Raw genomic sequence first — 22,595 nt, 5'->3', positions numbered from 1 at the left:
CTAGCGCGTTTGACTCTGAACAAAATATTGGGATATCGCTATGCCAGTTTATTTTACCAAACGTGCTTTTTTATCCGATGGATGGGCAACAGATGTGCAGATTACTGTCGATGAACAGGGCATTATTCAGCGCATTATTACCGGCAGTAGTGGCAATGAAAGCAGTCAGAATGATAGCTGTGAGGCCGGTTGCCACATTTTATCAGGGCCAATCGTGCCAGGCATGCCAAACCTTCACTCACATGCATTTCAGCGCATGATGTCCGGGCTGGCTGAGGTTGCCGGTGATCCGCAAGACAGTTTCTGGACTTGGCGGGATCTAATGTACCGTTTGGTGCAGCAATTAACCCCAGAGCATATTGGTGTGATCGCACGTCAGTTATATATCGAAATGCTAAAAGGCGGCTATACCCAAGTCGCGGAATTCCATTATTTACATCATGGTACCGACGGTAAACCGTACAGTGATCGAGGAGAAATGACTGCGCAGTTAAGCCAAGCCGCACAAGATGCGGGAATCGGAATGACGCTGTTACCAGTTTTGTACAGCTATGCCGGTTTTGGATCCCAACCCGCTCAACCAGGTCAGCGCCGGTTTATTCAAGATACCGAGAGCTACCTAAAACAGCAGCAGGTCATCAGCAAACAACTGGCTAACCAGCCCCTACAAAATCATGGCTTGTGCTTCCATTCGCTGCGTGCAGTGGAGTTAAGTCAAATGCAGGTGGTGCTCGATGCTTCTGATAAGCAGCTGCCGGTGCATATTCATATCGCAGAGCAGCAAAAAGAAGTGAATGATTGTTTAGCTTGGAGTGGGCAACGGCCGGTGGCATGGCTGTATGATCATGTGCCGGTTGATAGCCGTTGGTGCTTAGTTCATGCCACACATCTCGATGAATCTGAACTGGTGCGCTTGGCAAGTAGTCGAGCAGTGGCAGGGTTGTGCCCCACCACGGAAGCGAATCTGGGCGATGGGATATTCCCCGGCGTAGATTATTTACAGCACAAAGGGCACTGGGGCATCGGCTCCGACAGCCACGTATCATTGGATGTGGTAGAGGAACTACGTTGGTTGGAGTATGGTCAGCGCTTGCGTGATCAACGGCGTAATCGCCTAACAAATGAACAATATCCCGCAGTGGCTGATTTGCTTTATAGCCAAGCGCTTGCGGGGGGACGGCAGGCTTGCGCCAGCAAAATTAGTCAGTTAGCTGAAGGTTATCGTGCTGATTGGTTAGTTTTGGATGGCGATGATCCCTATATTGCGGGTACAGAATCTGCTTCATTGTTGAATCGGTGGTTATTTGCGGGGGGCAAATCGCAAATTCGAGATGTTTATGTGGCAGGTAAAGCGGTAATCGTGGATAGATATCATCCATTACAACAGCAAACTGCACAGGCTTTTCTGGCTGTATTGAAAACCTGTCAACAGGAGGTCTGATGAGCTTTACCGTTTTTGACTTTGCCAGTTTACCGGTTAGCCGTTGGCGAAATGGGGGAGGTGAAACCCGAGAGATCGCATGCTGGCCAGTAGGGGGGGATGATTTTGCTTGGCGTGCGAGTATTGCGACAATAGAGCAAGATGGCCCATTCTCAGTTTTTGCCAATATTGACCGTTCGATTACGCTACTCTCTGGGGATGGCGTCATACTCTCCAGCCCTGATTGGGAAGACCATACCCTTTCCCAGCCACTGCAACCTTTCGCTTTTCCTGGTGATATCCCTATTCATGCGCAGCTACTGGGCGGGTCTAGCCAAGATTTTAATATCATGACTCGGCGGGGTTGCTGGCAATCCTCTGTCACGGTGATAAATTCTGCAAGAGAGCTACCCTCATCACATGCAGGGCTGGCCTATGTTGTAAAAGGAAAATGGCTAATCAACCACACGGAATCACATCAGCTTACTGCATCGCAGGGCTGCTGGTGGTTACCGACAATCAAAAGCGGCCAATTGCAGCCACTCGCTGAAGGCAGTTGCTTACTATGGGTTGATTTATTTCCTGAGCGATAAGTGATTCATGGCATTGGTTCATTATCGTCACTCAGTCATTAACATATTGATTTATAATATATATACAAACTCTATCCGTTTCGAACAATGCCCGCAGATTCCTGTGGGCTTCACGCATTAACACTTCTAGATCACTGACTTGCCAACTCATAATGGGTTTGAGTCACTTTGTTGTCGTAGAACGTCCCATTAAACCACTCGAGCATGCTCAAAATACCCGCATTTGTTAGATCCCTGTCATAGTTTTGTTATTTGCTCAATACAAAATGCATATTTCGGTTGTTTGGTGTTAAAAATTTCAATAATCTTAATTTTGAAATAAACATTTAATAAAGAGTGAAGGAGATAGCTGATAAAAAAGAAGTTCCTACCAATTTATTGTTTTTAATTAAGATATTTATAATTTAGAGACCGGGGATGGGGCGGTTGCATTCACGGAAAGCGCATTGAAATGCCGAAGACTGAGGAAATAGTCACAGATTAAGTTATGTGATTGTAAAAAATTATTTTCAATCAGCAGGTATAAAAATGTTAATGCATTCCACTATTGAAGGGTATAACTCATGAAGCTGAAAAAGATCATCATTGCCTCACTTGCTGTCTGCCTGCTGCCGTTGGTGACTAACGCTAAAGACCTAAAAGTCGGCGTGTCCATGGCTTACTTCGATGATAACTTCCTGACAATACTGCGTCAGTCAATGCAAAATAAAATGAAGGAAGAGGGGAATGTTTCTGGGCAATTTGAAGATGCTAAAGGTGATATTGCGCAACAAATTCAACAGGTAGAAAACTTTGTCAGCCAAGGTGTGGACGCGATCATTCTTAACCCAGTTGATACTCAAGGCGTAAAGCCGATGATCAAATTAGCTGAGCAAGCCAAAATCCCACTGGTTTTTGTCAATCGTCGTCCGGAAATCACTCTGCCTGCGGGTATGGCCTATGTCGGTTCTGATTCAGAACTGGCAGGGCGTTTACAGATGGAGGAGATTGCCAAATTGATGGGAGGCAAGGGGAACGTGATGATCTTGATGGGGGAACTATCAAGTGAAGCGACCCGCGATAGAACCCGTGGCGTTGAGAAAGTTGCTGCCCAGTATCCCGATATCCATATTATTGATAAACAAACAGCAAAATTCTTCCGTAAAGAAGCCGTTGATGTCACTACCGATTGGATTCTTTCTGGCCAACAAATTGATGCCATTGCGTCGAATAATGATGAAATGGCGATTGGTGCGATCCTTGCCTTAAAACAAGCGAAGAAAAAAGGTGTCGTCATTGGTGGTATTGATGGCACTCCAGACGCTCTAGAATTTATTAAAAAAGGTGACTTGAGTATCAGCATTTTCCAAGATGCTAAAGGCCAAGGAGAAGGGGCTGTTGATACTGCCATTAAATTAGCGTCTGGGCAGAAAGTGGAAAGTAGTGTGATGATCCCCTATCAGTTAATTACCAAAGAAAACTATCAAGATTTCGCCAATAAAAATCAAAAGTAAAAATGAAGTCTGTTATTGGAATTTTAACCATTAATAATTACAAGAGATAGGCTAGTTATTATTTAATTTTTATCACTGTCCATAAAAACCTCATCAAGCCTATTTGAGTCAGAAAAATATGCCGTACTTATTATTTTTAAAATATAAATGAGTACGGCATGATGAAACTAAGGCATCGTGATGATTCCGGAGATGATGATATGTACCCTTACATTCTCGAAGCTGAAGGTATCAGTAAGCAATTCCCTGGTGTCAAAGCATTGAATAGAGTGGGCATTAAAATAAGATCAGGAAGTGTTCACGCACTAATGGGCGAGAATGGTGCGGGAAAATCTACGCTGATGAAGTGTTTGATTGGAATATATCAGCCTGATGAAGGTTCAATAAAAATAAGAGGTGAACAGGTTACTTTTAATGACACGCTTGATGCACTTCATGCCGGAATTGCTATGATTCATCAAGAGCTCAATTTAGTGCCACATATGACGGTGGCGGAAAATATTTGGTTAGGGCGTGAACCTGTTCATTTTGGTTTGGTTAACCATGATGTACTGAATAGCAAAACAAAGAGTTTATTGCAGCATCTTAATATAAAATTGAAACCCGATATACTCGTAGGGGAATTGAATATCGCTAGTCAACAAATGGTCGAGATAGCGAAAGCAGTATCCTATGATGCAGATGTACTAATAATGGATGAACCTACCTCAGCATTGACAGAAGGGGAAGTTTTTCACCTTTTTACGATTATTAATGAATTAAAAGAACAGGGTAAAGGGATTATCTATATTAGCCACAAAATGGATGAGATTTTTGAAATTACGGATGAAGTCAGTATTTTTCGCGATGGTATGTTTGTCGCCACCGATAAAACAAAAAACCTCACTAAACAATCGCTTATCACGATGATGGTAGGCCGTGAGCTGACTCATATGTTCCCGAAATTTAACAATAATATTGGGGAGGAAGTGCTTAGAGTTACTGGATTACATCGCGAAGGATTATTCCGTGATATTTCATTCGCCGTTAAGCGGGGTGAGATACTCGGTGTTGCAGGCTTAGTGGGGGCTGGGCGTAGTGAAGTCATGGAAAGCTTATTTGGTATGCATCCCGCTGACGGTGGTGAGATTCTCATTGAGGGCTTACCAGTCGACATCCATTCGCCATCAAAAGCGATTGAACAGGGATTAGCATTTCTTACCGAAGATCGCAAAAAGTCAGGTTTATTCTTAGTGCTATCCGTCGTTGAGAATATGAGTATTGTGAATCTTTCAGAGTATATCAATAAAAAAGGATTCGTCAGTCATGGACAAATGGCTCAAGACTGTCTAGAGCAGATTAAAAGATTAAATATTAAAACACCAACAATGGATCAAATCATTAATAACTTGAGTGGCGGAAATCAACAAAAGGTACTGATCGCTCGCTGGTTATTGGCTCAGCCTAAAATACTGATTCTTGATGAACCCACAAGGGGAATTGATGTCGGTGCAAAGGCGGAAATTTACCGTTTAATTAGTGAATTGGCGAACCGTGGTGTTGCCATTATTTTGGTTTCATCTGAATTACCAGAGATCCTCGGTATGAGCGATCGAGTCATGGTAATGCACGGCGGTCATATTACTGGAATACTGGATAAACAAGATGCCAGCCAAGAGAAAATAATGGCATTGGCCTCTGAATAATTGCAGAAAGGTAACGATAATGAGTAATGCTAAAATTGATAAATCATCTACGATTAACTCAACAACAGCACAACCCTTTATGTCAGGGCTAAAAGGTAAATTACCAAAAGACACCGGCATTTTTATTGTTATGATAGGTATTGCTTTAATATTTGAATTTATGGGTTGGTTTATTCGCGATCAATCATTTTTATTAAATCCTAACCGGTTACTACTGATTATTCTGCAAGTCTCGATTATCGGTATTATTGCGGTTGGGGTAACGCAAGTGATTATTACCACGGGTATTGATCTTTCTTCCGGTTCTTTAATTGCCCTAACTGCCGTCGTTGCTGCGAGTTTAGCGCAGACCTCTGACAGTATTTCCCCGATGTATCCCCACTTGTTAGATTTACCCGCTGCTATCCCCATTACCGCCGGAATAGGGGTTGGGATAATATGTGGCTTTATTAATGGCTTCTTGATTACCCGCACGGGCATTCCCCCCTTTATTGCAACATTGGGTATGATGGTTTCGGCCAGAGGGCTTGCTCAATATTACACAAAAGGAAACCCAGTCAGTTTTCTATCCGATAATTTTACTGCAATAGGCCAAGGCGCGATGCCGGTGATTATTTTCTTGGTTATTGCTGTGATTTTCCATATTGCTCTTAGACATACCCGTTATGGCAAATATGTTTATGCCATCGGTGGAAATATGATCTCTGCAAAAGTCTCTGGAATTAACGTTAATCGGTATTTGGTGACCGTTTATACCATTGCGGGAGGACTGGCGGGGTTAGCCGGTGTGGTTCTAGCTGCGCGGGTGAGTAGCGGACAATCCAGCATGGGGCAATCCTATGAATTGGATGCGATTGCTGCCGCAGTGATCGGTGGTAGCAGCTTGATGGGTGGCGTCGGCAGAATAACAGGAACGGTTATTGGTGCGGTGATTTTGGGATTGATCAAAAGTGGTTTCACTTTTATCGGGGTGGACTCCTACATCCAAGACATTATTAAAGGGATCATTATCGTCAGTGCCGTTGCCATTGATATGCATCGTAATCGCAAAAAACGTTAGTTTTTGACGTGCTGCGATTCTTTAGCCTTAGCAAACATGCCTATTGATTGCTGGTTATGTAATAGTATAACATTACATTTCAAGCATTCAATGAGGAGTTGTCATGCCACAAAAATTTGCCCGCCGATCACTTATCGCGCTTAGTGTCTGTACCTCACTAATGAGTTTTAACTTATTAGCTCACGGTAATCATGGCCATGCCCATGAGCATCAACAAACTGAAGCGGAGCGCAAAGCAAGTGAAGGTATATTTGAAGATAAAGACGTGACAGATAGAACACTCAGTGATTGGGATGGAGTCTGGCAATCCATTAATCCCTATTTATTGAAAGGTGACTTGGACGCGGTATTGGTGAGCAAGGCGAATAAAAATAAAGATAAAAGCGTTGAGGAATACCGAGAGTATTACAAGAAAGGCTACGCGACTGATGTCAATATGATTGGCATCGAAGATGGTACGATCGATTTTCACACTGCGAAAGCAGTCAATTCCTGCAAATATACCTATTCCGGCTTTAAAATCATGCACTATGCGTCAGGGAAGAAGGGCGTACGTTATTTGTTTGAATGCAAAGATAGTGATTCAAAAGCCCCTAAGTATGTTCAATTTAGCGACCATATCATTAAGGCACAAAAATCCCATCATTTTCATATCTATACCGGCAACGAATCGCAAGAAAAATTGCTTCAAGAAATGGATAACTGGCCTACTTTCTATCCGATAACCTTGAATAAGGATGACATCGTCCATGAGATGTTACATCACTAACATCGATATGCCTTGGTTTTAGATGTCCCCCAAGCCGTGTACCGACACGGCTTGCCTTCGTTTATAAGGGCAACTCTGCTGTGGTCATTCTGCCTGCTAATCCGATAAACTCGCTATATCCTTTCTTATCAGCGTCGCCGCATAACGGTGCATAAACAGAAAATTCAAGGGTGAAGAGTGCTTCCTAGCCAGATCAATTCCGATGTGTGATTTGCGTAGAACTTATTTTCATTAAAATTGAAATGTTGTTTTAGTGGTGCTATCTTCGATACAATTAAATTCAACATGACACCTTCAATGGACCACATGCCATTGACCAATCGGAGATGAAATAATGAAAATTGCACTGATGATGGAAAACAGTCAGGCAACGAAAAACGCGATAATTCTGAAAGAGCTGAATGCTGTAGCCTCAGAAAAAGCGTACCCAGTCTATAACGTTGGTATGAGTGATGAGAACGATCACCATCTGACTTATATCCATTTGGGGATCATGGCCAGCATCTTGCTGAACTCTAAAGCAGTTGATTTTGTGGTCACCGGTTGTGGTACAGGTCAAGGCGCAATGATGTCTTTAAACATTCACCCAGGTGTGGTGTGTGGTTACTGCATCGATCCAGCGGATGCTTTCCTGTTTGCTCAAATCAATAACGGTAATGCATTATCACTGCCATACGCCAAAGGTTTTGGCTGGGGTGCTGAGCTGAATGTGCGTTATATCTTTGAAAAAGCATTTACCGGCGTGAAAGGTGAAGGCTACCCACTGGATCGTAAAGAGCCACAAGTGCGTAATGCCGGTATCTTGAATCAAGTGAAAGCGGCAGTGGTGAAAGATAACTATCTGGATACCCTGCGTGCTATCGATCCAGAACTGGTGAAAACTGCCGTGAGCGGTGAGCGTTTCCAGCAGTGCTTCTTCGATAACTGTCAGGTTGAAGAAATCAAAACTTTCGTGAAACAAATTCTGGCGTAATGAATCAAATGTTGCGCTGAGTAGTAACAGACGCAAAGTAGATTAAGTACCCAAAATAAAAAGGCTCCCACTGGGGGCCTTTTGACTTCTGAAAAACACCAATGACTTGATCAGGAATAGTGAGGACAGGCAGAAGAGTAAAGCGTCCGCGCCAAGGATAGCGCGGCTCGAGCCCTCAGGGATGATTTTACGGCGTCTTTACGATCTGCTTGTCTTCTGTGCAATCGGCACTTTGTCAGCTGTCTCAAGGCTCCCTTTCAGGAGCCTTTTGACTTATGGCAACAGCAATAAGCGGGGAAATGAGCTGTGATGATGTGAGCCGTTAATGCATTCTTGGTAGACTAGCATTTCGGCGATGTCCCTTGTGCGGGTAAATAGCGTAGGGGATCAAGGGCGGTGGCCCGATAACGAATTTGGAAGTGCAACATCAGTTTATCGGTCCCCGTGCTCCCCATGGTGCTGATTTTTTGCCCAGCACTGACATCCTGTCCATTCTTCACCAGCATCGTGTCGTTATGGGCATAAGCCGTAATGAAGTCATTGCCATGCTTAATCATAATTAAGTTCCCATAACCCCGTAGCTGATTACCGACATAAACAACCCGTCCCTTCGCTGATGCATAGATGGGCTGACCGCGTTTACCCGCGATATCAATGCCTTTGTTCCCTCCATCGGCGGTGGAGTACTTCGAGATTATCTGACCACTTGTCGGCCAGCGCCAACAGCGATTGGCTCCCGGCGGTGGTGTCGACTTAACTATCGCCGTACTGGACGATTTACGTTTGCTGGCGGTTTGACGCGTTGCGGCAGAGGAACTGCTGAGATGAAGTTTCTGTCCTACTTCGAGTTGATAAGGAGGACGAATTTTGTTGATACGCGCAAGTTCACTGACTTCTGAATCACTGATCCAAGCAATAAAATACAGCGTATCCCCCCGCTGAACAGTATAGGTTTTGTCGTTATAGCTGCCTTTAGGCAGGGTCGAGTAGTCGCGATTTGTTTTGCTTGAGCATCCCGCCAATAGGAAGATCACTAGTGCATATAACGCGAACCTTGGCCACAAACGTATTTTGCCTTCAGTGTTCAAAACATGTCCTTTCTCATCGTATTTTTGGGTTCCTTTTGCGCGCTATATTAACATTTGAGCGGTAAGCGTCAAAATCTACGCCAAAAAGTTGAGACTTAATAATGGCGTTGTTGGCGATACAATCGCGAATACCCAAACAGTGTTCTGTCGTTGTCCATAATGGCGACGAGATATAAGCCGGAAACCGATGATAACCGCACTTGCTCCGCAGGCAGGGGAATAACCGGTTTAACTTATTGTGATAATGATCATTTCGTCCCAAGGCTAATTAGTGTTATCTAATCATCTGTTCTGATCACTCTAGGAGTTATCGTATTATGAACTATTTAGAATTACAGGCGTTACGTCAGCTTTTTTTTATGAGTATCGAAGAATCAGCGCAGTTTATTTTAGGTGATAATATCGAAGAAATTAAAAAAGTGCAGATGTGGCAACAGTGGGAGAATGGAGAACAAGTGATCCCCGTTGCGGTGATAGAAACACTGACATTGATGAACGAAAAGAGAAGAAAAAGGATTAATGCCATTATCGACAAGATAAACAATCGTATTGGGAATAATACGATGCGTTTTTTCCCTGATTATGAGGCATTCCGTTCAATCTATCCTGAAGGGGATTTTTTAGAATGGAAGATATATCAGTCAGTCGCAGCCGAGCTCTATTCTCATGATCTGGAAAGATTATGCTAAAGCAGAGCTTGGCCCACAAAAATAACAATTAGCATTTGTTAAGTACCCAACATGGATGTTGCGATTATGTAGTTAATAATAAGCTATTAGCATTGAAATCAACCCAGCGATAAGGCGAGAGAAAACGAAAGGCATGAGTACTCTTTGGCAATAGAAATAATCTATGGATTGCTTTAAAAAAATGAATTATTTATTGCTGGATAGGATTGCTAGTATGGAAATAAGGTGAGATTTCGCCTGCCGTATTAAATTTAATGATGAGAGTTTTCTATCTTTTACGACCGAAATCACCAGTGGCCATTATGCCCATCGGCATCATTTTTAAAATCCATAAAAAGTTTTCTATCAAAGCACGTAAAGCATCCCTAGACCAAATAAAAAAATTTCTTTGCTGAAAAAGGCTTATATGAAACAAAATTACATACCCACGTCTATCGGCCTGTATATCAATTATCTGGTCCATGGCATGGGGGTCATATTGATCAGTTTGAATATGCCTCATCTACAGCAACAGTGGCAAACAGATGCAGCAGGTGTCTCGGTTGTGATTTCTTCATTGGGCATTGGGCGACTCAGCATTCTGCTGATTGCGGGGATGCTCTCCGATCGTTTTGGTCGAAAACCTTTTATCTTTTTGGGAATGGCTTGCTACATCGGTTTTTTCCTCGGTGTCCTCAGCACCCAAAGTATCGTCGTCGCCTACTGTTTCGGTTTCTTGGCAGGGATGGCAAACAGTTTCCTCGATTCGGGAACCTACCCCTCGTTGATGGAGGCTTTCCCCAAGACACCGAGCACAGCCAATATCCTCATCAAAGCGTTTGTTTCCGGCGGCCAGTTTATTTTGCCGTTTATGATAAGCCTTCTTGTGTGGTTTGATCTTTGGTTCGGTTGGTCATTTTTGGTGGCGGCCAGCATCATGTTCATGAATGCACTATTTTTGTTCAAATGCCCATTCCCCTCGCATAATGTACTACCCAGTACTGAGGTCGAGCCTCCTGTTGCTAAGGTGACTGCGTCTCAAAGTCATACCTGCTCAATGGTAGATCTCGCTAGCTTTACGTTATATGGCTACATCGCTATGGCGACGTTTTATCTCATCAGCCAGTGGTTGGCGCAGTATGGGCAATTTGTAGCAGGGATGTCTTATACGCTGTCGATTAAATTATTAAGTGTCTACACCTTAGGCTCGCTGCTGTGTGTTTTTATCACCGCAGGGTTGGTGAAGAAAACGGTAAGTTCAACCACACTACTCATGCTTTACACCTTTATCTCATTTATTGCGTTGCTAGCAGTTTGTTTGCATACCACGGTGATGACGGTCTTTATTTTTTCATTTGTCATTGGCTTCTCGGCCGCAGGTGGCGTCATGCAACTAGGGTTAACACTGATGGCTATGCGTTTCCCTCAAGGCAAAGGCAAGGCCACGGCTATTTTTTATAGCGCGGGGAGTTTAGCCACATTCACCATCCCATTAATTACCGCCAAACTTTCGCAAACCAGTATCGCCAGCATTATGTGGTTTGATGTTGGCCTCGCGGCAGCAGGCTTTTTAACGGCGTTATTCATTGGTTATCGCAGCAGAAAAGAGCGTGGCTATCGGCTTAAGATGAATCAAGTTGAGGCATGAAGCACTGAGGTATGGCAGCGAATGATCAGAAGTAGGCAGGGAGGATATTTAGGATGTTATCCTCTCTGTCTGCAAGGCAGTTGTCTACACGCCAGTTGTCTACACGATAGGTAATTAACGCTGATAACCCGGCTATGTGAAGGTCATTCGTTGGCATGCACTAAAGACAAACTTCTTAAATGCATAGGCTGCGGGTGATAGCGCCTGATCTTTACGGGTCGCCAGATAGATATAGCGTGTTGGGCCGGGATCTTTTATATGCATAACATGGACGTTGGAATGCGAAAGTGTGCTGATACGCGGCATAATCGCAATACCGTAATTGATACCCACAAGCCCAACCATTGCCGTATCTTCCTCGACATAACAGGTAATTTCTGGGATCAGTTGTTTCTGCATAAACATTTTGTCAATAAACTGACGTAGCCCGCTTTTTTGTGAAAAAAAGATATACGGATAGGGGATGGTATCCTCTAAAGCGATTTCACTTTCATTACGTTGCGCCAAGGGATGGTCACGGGAAGTGACCAATACCAGTTCTTGGCTAATTAGCGGAATAAACTCTATTTCAGGCTCCTCTGGCATAAGAGAACAAAAAGCCAAATCGAATTTATCGGCTTTGAGATCTTCAACAATGGAAGAAGAGGTGCCTTGATAAAAGCAAAAGCGCTTATTTTTATTGTCGGGAATTTGTATAAATTGGTCGATTAACTGAGGGACAACTCTTTCTCCCATGGTGTAAATAAATGCCAGCCTGATGGTGTTATTTTGGTTACCGTTCATTTGCCGTAATGCAAGACGCCCGTTTTCCAATTCAAGCAATGCATTCTCAACATAGGGTAAAAATATTTTTCCACACTGCGTTATCCTCACATTTCTGCCCGTTTTTTCAAATAAGGTCACGCCTAACTCTTTTTCAAGTTCCGATATGGCATGGCTTAATGACGGTTGAGCAATGAACAAGCTGGTGGCGGCTTCCGTATAATGCTGCTTTTCTGCCAAACGCTTAAAGTAATGTAATTGTTTTAAATTCATTTTGTTTCTCGTGACATTAACGTCAGCAGAAGGGCGATAACGGCTACTTGCCCTGTTAATATTGTGCGCTCTTGGAATTGCTGTTCGATGAGCACCCTGATCGTTTGAGTGAATGGTTGAACATACGATAAACCCACAGTTTGTACTAGGGTATTGGTCACATAACGTCGTGGTTCGTTGCTAGTTGAACTGGATTTATTGAATAAAATCGGCGAGTTACCTTATTTCATCGGTGAATAATTATGCCGTACTTTAAGAGGCGAACGGGAAAGGATCAAAGGGACATGTATGGCGTATGCAAAATTATTATGGTGCAGTGCAATAAAGCATGTATTTATTCTGGTGGATAAGAACAGCGTGAGTGAACGGATTGTTAAATGTTTCTCGTCATAATGCGAGGAAACAATACTCATTGCTTATTCGTGTGACTGACTTCACGTGAACTTATTTTGTGATAATGCCTGAAAGTTCACCATTATCGTGAGGTCATCATCAATTAGGCATTTTTTTTAAAATCTCTCGCGTCATAGTTTCATTTTAAAGAGTAGAAATATTAACTGCCTCACAAAAAATGGAAAAATGAGAATGCTGGTCAAGGTGTTTTTTTGCCAACGACACTGAAGTATTCAGCTTGTAAAATAAAAAACAAATTATCAACAATCGGCGTTTGACGTGTTTACCCTGCACTGCAATAAAGTTGAAAATGAAAACGTTATATTACGTATTAATCATTGGTGCCGTTATATACATTAATGATAGCGGATGGTTTATTGGAAATGCAGTAAATGATTTGATTCCACTGGTTTTAAAACAAGTAAAATGATTGAAAATAAAAAAATCAACAATAAACGGAGAGAAGCATGAGCCAGAGTAAGGCCTTTAATTCGCCATTCTTATTAGCTGCGTTGAGTATATACCTGAGCTATTTTCTTCATGGCATCAGTGTCATTACATTGGCGCAGAATATGACTCACTTAGCAGAAAAATTTAATACTGATAGTGCCGGAATAGCTTATGTGATCTCGGGTATAGGCTTAGGACGATTGGTCTGTATCCTATTTTTCGGCGTCATTTCTGACAAGTTCGGTCGACGCTCAGTTATTTTGATGGGTATCGCATTATATATCGTGTTCTTCTTTGGTATTCTCGCCAGCCCTAATCTGATTGTTGCTTTTATACTGGCGTTTTGTGTCGGTGCTGCGAATGCGGCATTGGATACCGGTGGCTATCCTGCATTGATGGAGTGCTACCCCAAAACGTCAGGTTCGGCTGTCATCCTGCTTAAGGCGACAATTTCATTTGGGCAAATGTTCTATCCGATGTTAGTCAGCTATTTGTTGGTCAGCCAACTCTGGTTTGGCTATGCCATGGTCATTCCCGGTCTACTGTTTATTTTGGTTACCGTATTGGTCATGAGAAGTCAATTCCCCAGTCAGATTGTTGATGCTGCCATCGCCAAGGACTTACCTCAGATGAGTAGTAAACCACTGGCTTGGCTGGAAGGTGTGGCCTCGGTCATCTTTGGCGTTGCTGCGTTTTCAACATTCTACGTCATTGTGGTTTGGATGCCGAAATACGCCATGGCTTTTGCCGGAATGGCTGAAGCTGAAGCGCTAAAAACCATCTCTTACTACAGTCTGGGTTCACTAGTGTGCGTGTTCCTCTTCGCATTTCTGCTCAAAAGTATGGTACGCCCAGTCTGGGCTAATGTATTTAATACGGGATTGGCGGTTATTGCGGCCACGGTGATCTATCTGTATCCCTCCCCGCTGGTTTGTAATGTCGGTGCATTTGTTATTGGCTTCTCTGCTGCCGGTGGGATATTACAATTGGGTGTCTCTGTTATGTCAGAGTTTTTCCCAAAGAGCAAAGCCAAAGTCACCAGTGTTTATATGATGATGGGAGGACTAGCCAACTTTATTATTCCCCTCATAACCGGCTATTTATCCACTATTGGTCTGCAATATATCATATTGCTGGATATTGTATTCGCGGTAGTCGCCTTAATTACCGCACTGGTTGTGTTCGTTCGCTACTATAAAGTCTTCAAGATCCCTAAAACTGATTTTCGTTTTGGTGAGCGGTTCTTCCAATAATTAGCGATGCGGCAGTCATGAATGAGACTGAGCACGGTATTACAATTAAATAAAAGTGCCCATTATTTTATACGGCGGAATTGTCTATTTATCGAATAGCGCATCTACCACAGAATATTAATGGGCATCTATCAGGCATAATAATAGAGTGAGGAGTTGCAAATGGATGTTACCGCAAAATATGAATTGATCGGCTTAATGGCTTATCCGATCAGACACAGTTTATCGCCTGAAATGCAGAATAAAGCGCTGGAAGAGGTGGGCTTACCTTATACCTACATGGCTTTTGAAGTTGATAATTCGACTTTCGGTAAAGCGATTGAAGGTCTGAAAGCATTAAAAATGCGCGGCACCGGTGTCTCTATGCCTAACAAGCAATTGGCCTGCCAATATGTTGATGAATTAACGCCAGCGGCAAAATTGGTTGGGGCCATTAATACTATCGTTAACGACAACGGTTTTCTGCGGGGATACAACACGGATGGGACGGGTCATATTCGGGCCATCAAAGAAACGGGCTTTGATATCAAAGGCAAAAAAATGGTGCTAGTGGGTGCTGGTGGGGCATCGACAGCCATTGGTGCTCAGGCTGCCATTGAAGGCATCAAAGAAATCATGCTATTTAACCGGCGGGATGAGTTTTACGAAGAAGCACTCGCCTTTGCTAAACGCGTCAATGACAATACAGACTGCACCGTGACCGTTAACGATTTAGCGAATCAGAAAGCCTTTGCCCATGCGATTGCCGGTGCAGATATTCTGACCAATGGAACAAAAGTGGGAATGAAACCACTGGAAAATGAAAGTATTGTCAGTGATATTGCTATGCTACGCCCAGAGTTGCTGGTTTCTGAGTGTGTCTACAATCCGCACATCACCAAGTTATTACAAATGGCCATGGATGCTGGATGTAAAACGGTTGATGGATATGGAATGTTGTTATGGCAGGGGGCTGAGCAGTTTAAACTGTGGACCGGTAAAGAATTCCCGCTGGAGCATGTTAAAAAGGTGATGGGGTTCAACGCGTAATTATCCTCAGCGAGGGTCAGACGGACTGTCTCCCGTTATCAGGTATGAATGGAAGGGAAAGAATGAAAACCGTAACAGTGAAAGGTCTGGAAATAGGTGAAGGCGCACCCAAAATCATCGTGTCATTGATGGGTAAAGAGGTGTCCTCCATCCATTCTGAAGCGCAATATTACCAAGCGTTCGACTTTGATATTTTAGAATGGCGTATCGACCATTTTGATGATGTAAACAATATGGCGGCTATTCTTGATGCAGCCCATCAACTGAGAAGTATTATTCACGATAAGCCGATCCTTTTTACCTTCCGCACCGCGAAAGAAGGGGGCGAAAAAGAGATATCTACTGAAGATTATCTTACGTTGAATAAAACGCTTATCGATAGCGGCCAAGTGGACATGATTGACTTAGAGCTGTTTACTGGCGACCAAGCCGTGAGCGGCATGATAGCGCATGCTCATCGCAAAGGTGTCAAAGTGATCATGTCTAATCACGATTTCCATAAAACGCCGCCGAAAGACGAGATTGTTAAGCGCTTGCGTAAAATGCAAGAACTCGGCGCGGATATTCCCAAAATAGCGTTAATGCCGCAAAACAAAAGTGATGTGCTAACACTGTTAGCCGCCACGTTGGAAATGCATGAGAAATATGCTGACCGACCGATTATTACGATGTCAATGTCTAAGCTGGGTATTATTTCTCGTTTATCGGGCGAAGTCTTTGGTTCAGCGGCCACTTTTGGTGCGTTGAAAAAAGCTTCTGCACCTGGGCAGATAGATATTAAAGATTTAAGATCTGCTTTAACAATAATACATCAATCATAATCTGATATTAATTAAGCCCTGGCTCAGGAATTAAATTAACTTCTGAGCCAATATACCGAGTTGTTATTTTTCATTCCTTAATGGCTATTAAGGCCTTTTATCTATTGAATAAAAATAAGTTCAGTCATAATTAGGAGTACCTATGAAACTGGAAAGACCGAAACGTATTAATGGTCGAGTTCCCGTTTTATCCGCTGAGGATGCAGTAAAATATATCCCGGATGAAGCGACGCTGTGTGTATTAGGTGCAGGCGGTGGGATTCTTGAAGCGACGACCTTAATTACTGCATTAGCTGAGCAATATAAAAATATCCACTCTCCGAAAAATTTATCACTCATTAGTCCAACAGGATTGGGTGATAGAGCGGATAGAGGGATTAGCCCATTGGCGCAAGAAGGTTTAATTAAATGGGCACTTTGCGGGCATTGGGGACAATCTCCGCGTATTTCAGAGCTGGCTGAACAAAATAAAATAAGTGCCTATAACTATCCGCAAGGTGTGTTGACACAAGTCATACGAGCATCAGCCGCACATCAGCCTGGCATCTTGAGTCACATTGGTATCGGCACCTTTGTTGACCCGCGCCAACAAGGTGGAAAGCTCAATGAAGTGACCAAAGAAGAGCTGATTAAATTAATCGAGATTGATAATCAGGAATATCTCTTCTACAAAGCCATTGCCCCGACCGTGGCGTTTATTCGTGCCACAACCTGCGATAGCGAAGGTTATGCCTCTTTCGAAGATGAAGTGATGTATCTCGATGCTTTAGTGATCGCCCAAGCTGTGCATAACAATGGTGGCATTGTGATGATGCAGGTGCAGAAGATGGTCAAGAAAGCGACCCTTCATCCCAAAGCAGTCAGGATCCCCGGTTATCTTGTCGATATTGTGGTGGTGGATCCCGCGCAAACCCAGCTTTATGGCGGCGCACCGGTCAATCGATTTATATCCGGTGATTTTGTGCTGGATGACAGCACCAAAATGGACATTCCGCTGAACCAACGCAAACTCGTTGCCCGCCGCGCACTGTTTGAAATGCGCAAAGGCGCTGTCGGGAATGTAGGTGTGGGGATCGCCGATGGAATTGGCTTGGTCGCTAGGGAAGAAGGCTGTGCTGATGAGTTTGTCCTCACCGTGGAAACGGGTCCGATTGGCGGGATTACAACACAGGGCGTTGCATTCGGGGCTAACGTGAATACCCGAGCCATTCTTGATATGACCTCGCAGTTTGATTTTTACCATGGCGGCGGTTTGGATGTCTGCTATTTAAGTTTTGCTGAAATAGACCAGCAAGGCAATGTGGGTGTTCATAAGTTTAATGGCAAAATTATGGGGACAGGGGGCTTTATTGATATCAGTGCCACCTCGAAGAAAATTATATTTTGCGGAACATTAACAGCAGCAGGTTTAAAAACCACAGTTGGCGATGGCTCGTTGAAAATTATTCAAGAAGGTAAAGTTAAAAAATTCATTAAGGAAATTCCAGAGATAACATTCAGTGGAAAAATAGCATTAGAGCGAGGTTTAGATGTTCGTTATATCACTGAACGTGCTGTGTTTACCTTAAAAGAAGATGGATTGCATCTGGTGGAAATTGCCCCTGGCGTAGATCTGGAAAGAGACATTCTCTCTCAAATGGACTTTACACCCATTATCTCGAGTGATCTGAAATTGATGGATGAAAGAATGTTTTACGATGATGTCATGGGATTTATTTTGCCGGAAGGAAAATAATTAAGGGGAGTAAAGAATATGGACTTTAGCTTAACCGAAGAACAAGAGTTATTGCTGGCGAGTATTCGGGAACTGATTACCAGTGATTTCCCGGAAGAGTATTTTAGGACATGCGACCAAACCGGAACTTATCCCAAAGAATTTATGAGGGCGTTATCGGACAGTGGTATTTCCTTACTGGGTGTTCCTGAAGAATATAATGGCATTCCAGCAGATTACGTGACGCAAATGTTGGCGTTAATGGAAGTTTCAAAATGCGGGGCACCGGCATTTTTGATAACGAATGGGCAGTGTATTCACAGTATGCTGCGATTCGGTTCGCCAGAACAATTAAAGAAAACGGCAGAAAGTACACTTGCCACAGGTGACCCTGCTTATGCACTAGCCTTGACCGAACCTGGCGCAGGCTCAGACAATAATAGTGCGACCACCAGTTACACGCGCAAGAACGGCAAAGTGTACCTCAATGGCCAGAAGACCTTCATCACGGGCGCCAAAGAATATCCGTATATGTTGGTACTGGCTCGGGATCCTGAACCGAAGGATCCGAAAAAGGCGTTTACGCTTTGGTGGGTTGAATCTAATAGTCCCGGTATCAAAATTAACCCATTGCGTAAAATCGGTTGGCACATGCTGAGCACTTGCGAAGTCTACCTCGATAATGTCGAAGTGGATGAAAGCGACATGGTCGGAGAGGAAGGTATGGGCTTCCTCAATGTCATGTATAACTTTGAAATGGAACGGTTAATTAACGCTGCTCGTAGTACTGGTTTTGCTGAGTGCGCTTTTGAGGATGCGGCGAAATATGCCAATCAGCGGATTCAGTTTGGTAAGCCCATTGGGTATAACCAAATGATCCAAGAAAAGCTGGCACTAATGGCCATCAAAATTGAAAACATGCGCAATATGGTGTTAAAAGTGGCTTGGCAAGCTGATATGCATGAATCACTCAGAACCAGTGCTGCATTGTGCAAGTTATATTGTGCTCGTACTGCGTTGGAAGTGATTGATGACGCCATACAGATTATGGGTGGATTGGGTTATACCGATGATGCGCGCGTTTCTCGATTCTGGCGTGATGTGCGCTGCGAGCGTATTGGCGGTGGTACTGACGAGATTATGATTTATATTGCGGGGCGTCAGATCTTGAAAGATTACCAGAATAAATAGCGTCATGACTCATCCGTTCACAGGCTTGAATGTGAACGGATGGATTTTATCCGTTGCGTGATTTATTCGTGGAAGTTGGTTTACCCGTTATCTTAAGTCAACACCTCAGCGTTTGCGCTCAATTCAGGTTGAGACTCCACTCGATTAAGATCACTCTTAAACTGTTTACGGTATTCCGATGGGGAACAGCCGACGTGCCGAATAAATAATTTCGTGAAGTGATCGACATTTTCATAACCCACGAGGAATGAGATTTCATTTAGACAGCGTTCAGTATTGGTCAACGCAAATTTTGCTTCTGTTATCCGCCGCTTAATCACATAGTTGATCGGTGAGATTCGATATTCTTTCGTAAACTCATGGCAGATATAACTGACGCTGGCGCGGAATTTTTTTGCTAATTGGCTTAACGTGATTTTATCACGGTAATTATTATTTAAATAAATCAGAATATCTTTTACCAAAACGTCTTTAATGATATGCCCTGCATTGGTTCGATAGGCATTCTTGAAATTTTCATAAAATATCACTGTCAAAAGATAACCAAAGGCATCATAGACGGAAGATGAAAAGTTCTCTTTTTTATGGGGCAATAATAGGCTGATTTCATGAATTTCTTTTTTATTTTTAACTGCTGAGACGATAGGGTATGAGTTAGGCTGCATGATCCGGTTTTCTTCCAACCCATTTATTTTGAAACCATATACAGCACAAGCATAGGTTGTCGCGGGAGAAGTGATATCGGAAGCCAAAGCGTGCAGACAACCACGTTCAATAACAATAATATCGCCAGCCTGAGCAACATAATTTGATGAGTCGATGGTCAGTTTGACGACGCCTTGTTTCACGTAGATCAGCTCAGTTTCGGCCTCATGTATATGATGGCCAGATTCCCAGTTGGGGTCATCGCTAATGACGTATCTGGCGAGCTTAGGTGTTAGCCCATTTTCAAAAATGGTATCGGTATTATTATCCAAACAACGCTGATACATGGTGACCTCCGCTTTAGTCCTAAGATGCCCCGCAGTCATTAATGTATACCATGAATTTAGCCGGCCAAAACAAGATTGTTTGCCTCCAGTGCAAGATAATATGTGGGTAGAAAAGAGGTCTAAACGCCACCCTCACTATCCAATTGGCACTTCTATATGTGTTATTTCCTCATTTTATTTGACTGATAATATACAAAATGAAAACAGGGTTTTTACATCGCAAAATCAATTTTATTTGCATCATGTTTCTTGAAGACTACTTTTAAAAAATCACACCTTATAATGATGATGGATGTCACATAATATTGCTGTTATGAGATTTTTTACCTGAGCGCCATTTTTACTTTATTTTTTCTTCATTATCTATCCATGCGGTTAACGGGAAAGTTATCGATGTGCGCAGTGATAAGCAGAACATGTTTTTTTTGCAAGATAGTTGGTAACTAAAACATATTATCATGTCGTTTTTTTACCCCTGAAATATCAATATATCTCCATCAGCCTTGTATATCTGTTATTGCCGATAGGAGATTTCATGAAAATTATCACCTGCTTCAAGCTCGTGCCAGAAGAACAAGATATTGCCGTCACTGCCGAACAGACACTCAATTTTGAACGTGCCGATGCCAAAATAAGTCAATTCGATCTCAATGGGATAGAGGCGGCGGTGCAATTATCGGGTGACGATGGTCACGTCGTGGCACTCAGTGTGGGGGGGAAATTCTTAGATAATACGAAAGTACGGAAAGATGTCTTATCACGTGGCCCCCATGAACTCTATTTAGTTCAAGATGCTGCTTTAGAACGCGCGCTGCCCAATGATACTGCTCAGGTTATTGCCGCTGCGGCGAATAAAATAGGCTTTGATCTGATGTTGTTTGGCGAAGGCTCTGGCGACTTATATGCACAGCAGGTTGGCCTATTAGTGGGCGAGATGCTGCAAGTTCCTGCGCTTAATGCCGTCAGTAGCATCCAAGTTGTCGAAGGTGGCGTATTGATTGAACGCACCTTGGAAGACGAAGTTGAAGTGTTGGTATTACCGCTTCCGGCGGTGCTGTGCGTTACTTCAGATATTAATGTTCCAAAAGTACCTTCAATGAAAGCCATTCTTGGCGCAGGTAAAAAACCGGTCACGCAATGGACGGCCAGCGATATTGGTTGGTCATTGGCGCAACCTTATACCGAGCTCAGTCAAATTCGTGTACCGCCACAAGCTGAGCGTAAGCACATCATTTTTGAAAATGACTCGCCAGAAACCATTGCAGAATTGGCCGAACACTTGAAAAAAGCGCTGAACTAACCCTTTACGGAGAAAAATGACAATGAGCAAATTAACGAATGTCTGGGTGTTCAGCGACAATCTTGATCGCTACGCCGAATTGCTAGCGGGTGCGCGCCAGTGGGGAGCGCAGGTTAACGCCGTGGTACAGAGTGATGACGCGATCACTACCGTGAAGCCACTGGGTGCTGATGCACTCTATGTTCTGGCCGAGAAATCTGCGCTACAGCGTATTGAAAATTATGCTGAAACACTGGTTTCTTTGATAGAAAAACCCGCGGTGGCGTCCTCGCCAACGACCTTGATTTTGCTGCCGGCCACCAAACGTGCGAAAGCCTTAGCCGCCAGATTGGGCGTGTTGCTAGGGGCATCGATTGTGAATGATGTCACGTCTCTATCCGTCAGTGATGAAGGCACCTTTGCCGAGCATCGGATGTACGGGGGGCTAGCGTTTGGTCGGGAGAAAATGCTGACACCTATCGCCATTGTGACCTTGGCACCAGGTGCGGTTGAGCCGATCGCGGCTAATCCTGCGCACGATTGCCCCGTCTATCAGGCCAGCTATGTGACGCCACGTCAGGAAATTTTGTGTCAGGAACGCCGTGCGAAATCGCTGAGCAGCGTTGACCTGAGTAAAGCGAAACGTGTGGTTGGTGTCGGGCGTGGTTTGGTCTCTCAATCTGATCTGGATATGGTGCAAGAGCTGGCGACACTGCTGGGCGCGGAAGTGGGATGTTCACGACCGATTGCCGAAGGGGAGCATTGGATGGAGCGTGAGCGCTATATCGGGGTGTCCGGCGTACTGTTGAAGTCCGATCTCTATTTGACGTTGGGTATTTCGGGGCAGATTCAGCACATGGTGGGCGGTAATGGTGCAAAAACGATAGTTGCCATCAATAAAGACAAAAATGCGCCTATTTTCAAGTATGCCGATTACGGCTTAGTGGGAGACATCTACAAAGTGGTTCCTGCCTTGATTGAACAATTGAATCGTTAACCGCCAGAGCACCTCGCCGCAGACAATCATGGGTGCTGCGGCGG

Annotated in this window: 19 protein-coding genes; 16 read left to right on the top strand and 3 right to left on the bottom strand. The window is 43.7% G+C overall.

Annotated features, from left to right (window positions below; genetic code table 11):
* Positions 1–40: 40 nt before the first annotated feature.
* From DA391_RS12740 to DA391_RS12710, 7 genes are all read left to right on the top strand, one after another.
* Positions 41–1,441 (top strand): formimidoylglutamate deiminase, encoded by a 1,401-nt coding sequence (locus DA391_RS12740; RefSeq protein WP_050873427.1) that lies wholly within the window; start codon positions 41–43, stop codon positions 1,439–1,441.
* The gene (locus DA391_RS12735) at positions 1,441–2,013 is read left to right on the top strand and encodes a HutD/Ves family protein (RefSeq protein WP_050081514.1); all 573 of its coding nucleotides are present in this window, start codon (positions 1,441–1,443) and stop codon (positions 2,011–2,013) included. The genes DA391_RS12740 and DA391_RS12735 overlap by 1 nt, the downstream gene beginning before the upstream one ends.
* A gap of 563 nt (positions 2,014–2,576) precedes the next feature.
* The gene (locus DA391_RS12730; RefSeq protein ID WP_057643943.1) at positions 2,577–3,506 is read left to right on the top strand and encodes a sugar ABC transporter substrate-binding protein; all 930 of its coding nucleotides are present in this window, start codon (positions 2,577–2,579) and stop codon (positions 3,504–3,506) included.
* Positions 3,507–3,706: 200 nt separating this feature from the next.
* Positions 3,707–5,191 carry a sugar ABC transporter ATP-binding protein gene (locus DA391_RS12725; RefSeq protein ID WP_050081842.1) on the top strand — a complete coding sequence of 495 codons (1,485 nt, stop codon included), beginning with the start codon at positions 3,707–3,709 and terminating at the stop codon, positions 5,189–5,191.
* Positions 5,192–5,210: 19 nt separating this feature from the next.
* Positions 5,211–6,251 carry an ABC transporter permease gene (locus DA391_RS12720; RefSeq protein WP_050081512.1) on the top strand — a complete coding sequence of 347 codons (1,041 nt, stop codon included), beginning with the start codon at positions 5,211–5,213 and terminating at the stop codon, positions 6,249–6,251.
* 160 nt (positions 6,252–6,411) lie between these two features.
* Positions 6,412–7,020 carry a metal-binding protein ZinT gene (zinT, locus tag DA391_RS12715; RefSeq protein WP_230820118.1) on the top strand — a complete coding sequence of 203 codons (609 nt, stop codon included), beginning with the start codon at positions 6,412–6,414 and terminating at the stop codon, positions 7,018–7,020.
* 334 nt (positions 7,021–7,354) lie between these two features.
* Positions 7,355–7,993, top strand: coding sequence for an RpiB/LacA/LacB family sugar-phosphate isomerase (locus DA391_RS12710; protein WP_019209757.1), 639 nt, complete (start codon positions 7,355–7,357; stop codon positions 7,991–7,993).
* Positions 7,994–8,334: 341 nt separating this feature from the next.
* Here the strand turns inward: DA391_RS12710 and actS are convergent, their stop codons facing one another.
* Complete coding sequence (gene actS, locus DA391_RS12705; protein ID WP_050081841.1) at positions 8,335–9,063, bottom strand: amidase activator ActS; 729 nt, start codon at positions 9,061–9,063, stop codon at positions 8,335–8,337.
* Between the two features lie 335 nt (positions 9,064–9,398).
* On the opposite strand from actS, the gene DA391_RS12700 reads away from it, so the two are divergent.
* Together DA391_RS12700 and DA391_RS12695 are read left to right on the top strand one after the other, a co-directional pair.
* On the top strand, positions 9,399–9,770 hold the full coding sequence (locus DA391_RS12700; RefSeq protein WP_050081510.1) for a YdiL family protein: 372 nt from the start codon (positions 9,399–9,401) through the stop codon (positions 9,768–9,770).
* Positions 9,771–10,176: 406 nt separating this feature from the next.
* Positions 10,177–11,397 (top strand): MFS transporter, encoded by a 1,221-nt coding sequence (locus tag DA391_RS12695; protein WP_050081509.1) that lies wholly within the window; start codon positions 10,177–10,179, stop codon positions 11,395–11,397.
* 132 nt (positions 11,398–11,529) lie between these two features.
* On the opposite strand, the gene DA391_RS12690 is transcribed toward DA391_RS12695, so the two are convergent.
* Complete coding sequence (locus DA391_RS12690; protein ID WP_050081508.1) at positions 11,530–12,432, bottom strand: LysR family transcriptional regulator; 903 nt, start codon at positions 12,430–12,432, stop codon at positions 11,530–11,532.
* Between the two features lie 860 nt (positions 12,433–13,292).
* On the opposite strand from DA391_RS12690, the gene DA391_RS12685 reads away from it, so the two are divergent.
* The 5 genes from DA391_RS12685 (at position 13,293) to DA391_RS12665 (ending at position 19,283) form a co-directional block, all read left to right on the top strand.
* Positions 13,293–14,528, top strand: coding sequence for an MFS transporter (locus DA391_RS12685; RefSeq protein WP_108087779.1), 1,236 nt, complete (start codon positions 13,293–13,295; stop codon positions 14,526–14,528).
* Between the two features lie 162 nt (positions 14,529–14,690).
* Complete coding sequence (ydiB, locus tag DA391_RS12680; protein ID WP_050081507.1) at positions 14,691–15,557, top strand: quinate/shikimate dehydrogenase; 867 nt, start codon at positions 14,691–14,693, stop codon at positions 15,555–15,557.
* A 62-nt stretch (positions 15,558–15,619) separates the two neighbouring features.
* Positions 15,620–16,378 (top strand): type I 3-dehydroquinate dehydratase, encoded by a 759-nt coding sequence (aroD, locus tag DA391_RS12675; RefSeq protein WP_050081506.1) that lies wholly within the window; start codon positions 15,620–15,622, stop codon positions 16,376–16,378.
* A 142-nt stretch (positions 16,379–16,520) separates the two neighbouring features.
* On the top strand, positions 16,521–18,113 hold the full coding sequence (locus DA391_RS12670; protein ID WP_049605184.1) for an acyl CoA:acetate/3-ketoacid CoA transferase: 1,593 nt from the start codon (positions 16,521–16,523) through the stop codon (positions 18,111–18,113).
* A gap of 18 nt (positions 18,114–18,131) precedes the next feature.
* Positions 18,132–19,283 (top strand): acyl-CoA dehydrogenase, encoded by a 1,152-nt coding sequence (locus DA391_RS12665; protein WP_108087778.1) that lies wholly within the window; start codon positions 18,132–18,134, stop codon positions 19,281–19,283.
* Positions 19,284–19,375: 92 nt separating this feature from the next.
* On the opposite strand, the gene DA391_RS12660 is transcribed toward DA391_RS12665, so the two are convergent.
* Positions 19,376–20,275, bottom strand: coding sequence for an AraC family transcriptional regulator (locus DA391_RS12660; protein WP_050285962.1), 900 nt, complete (start codon positions 20,273–20,275; stop codon positions 19,376–19,378).
* 535 nt (positions 20,276–20,810) lie between these two features.
* Here DA391_RS12660 and DA391_RS12655 point away from each other — a divergent pair.
* The gene (locus DA391_RS12655) at positions 20,811–21,575 is read left to right on the top strand and encodes an electron transfer flavoprotein (RefSeq protein WP_050285960.1); all 765 of its coding nucleotides are present in this window, start codon (positions 20,811–20,813) and stop codon (positions 21,573–21,575) included.
* Positions 21,576–21,597: 22 nt separating this feature from the next.
* Positions 21,598–22,551, top strand: a complete 954-nt coding sequence (locus DA391_RS12650) for an electron transfer flavoprotein subunit alpha (protein ID WP_050081502.1) — start codon at positions 21,598–21,600, stop codon at positions 22,549–22,551.
* Positions 22,552–22,595: the final 44 nt, after the last annotated feature.

The organism is Yersinia massiliensis (genome assembly GCF_003048255.1).
Taxonomy (GTDB): domain Bacteria; phylum Pseudomonadota; class Gammaproteobacteria; order Enterobacterales; family Enterobacteriaceae; genus Yersinia; species Yersinia massiliensis_A.
The sequence above is the reverse complement of the archived record's forward strand: the minus strand, read 5'-3'. Positions and strand labels throughout refer to the sequence as shown.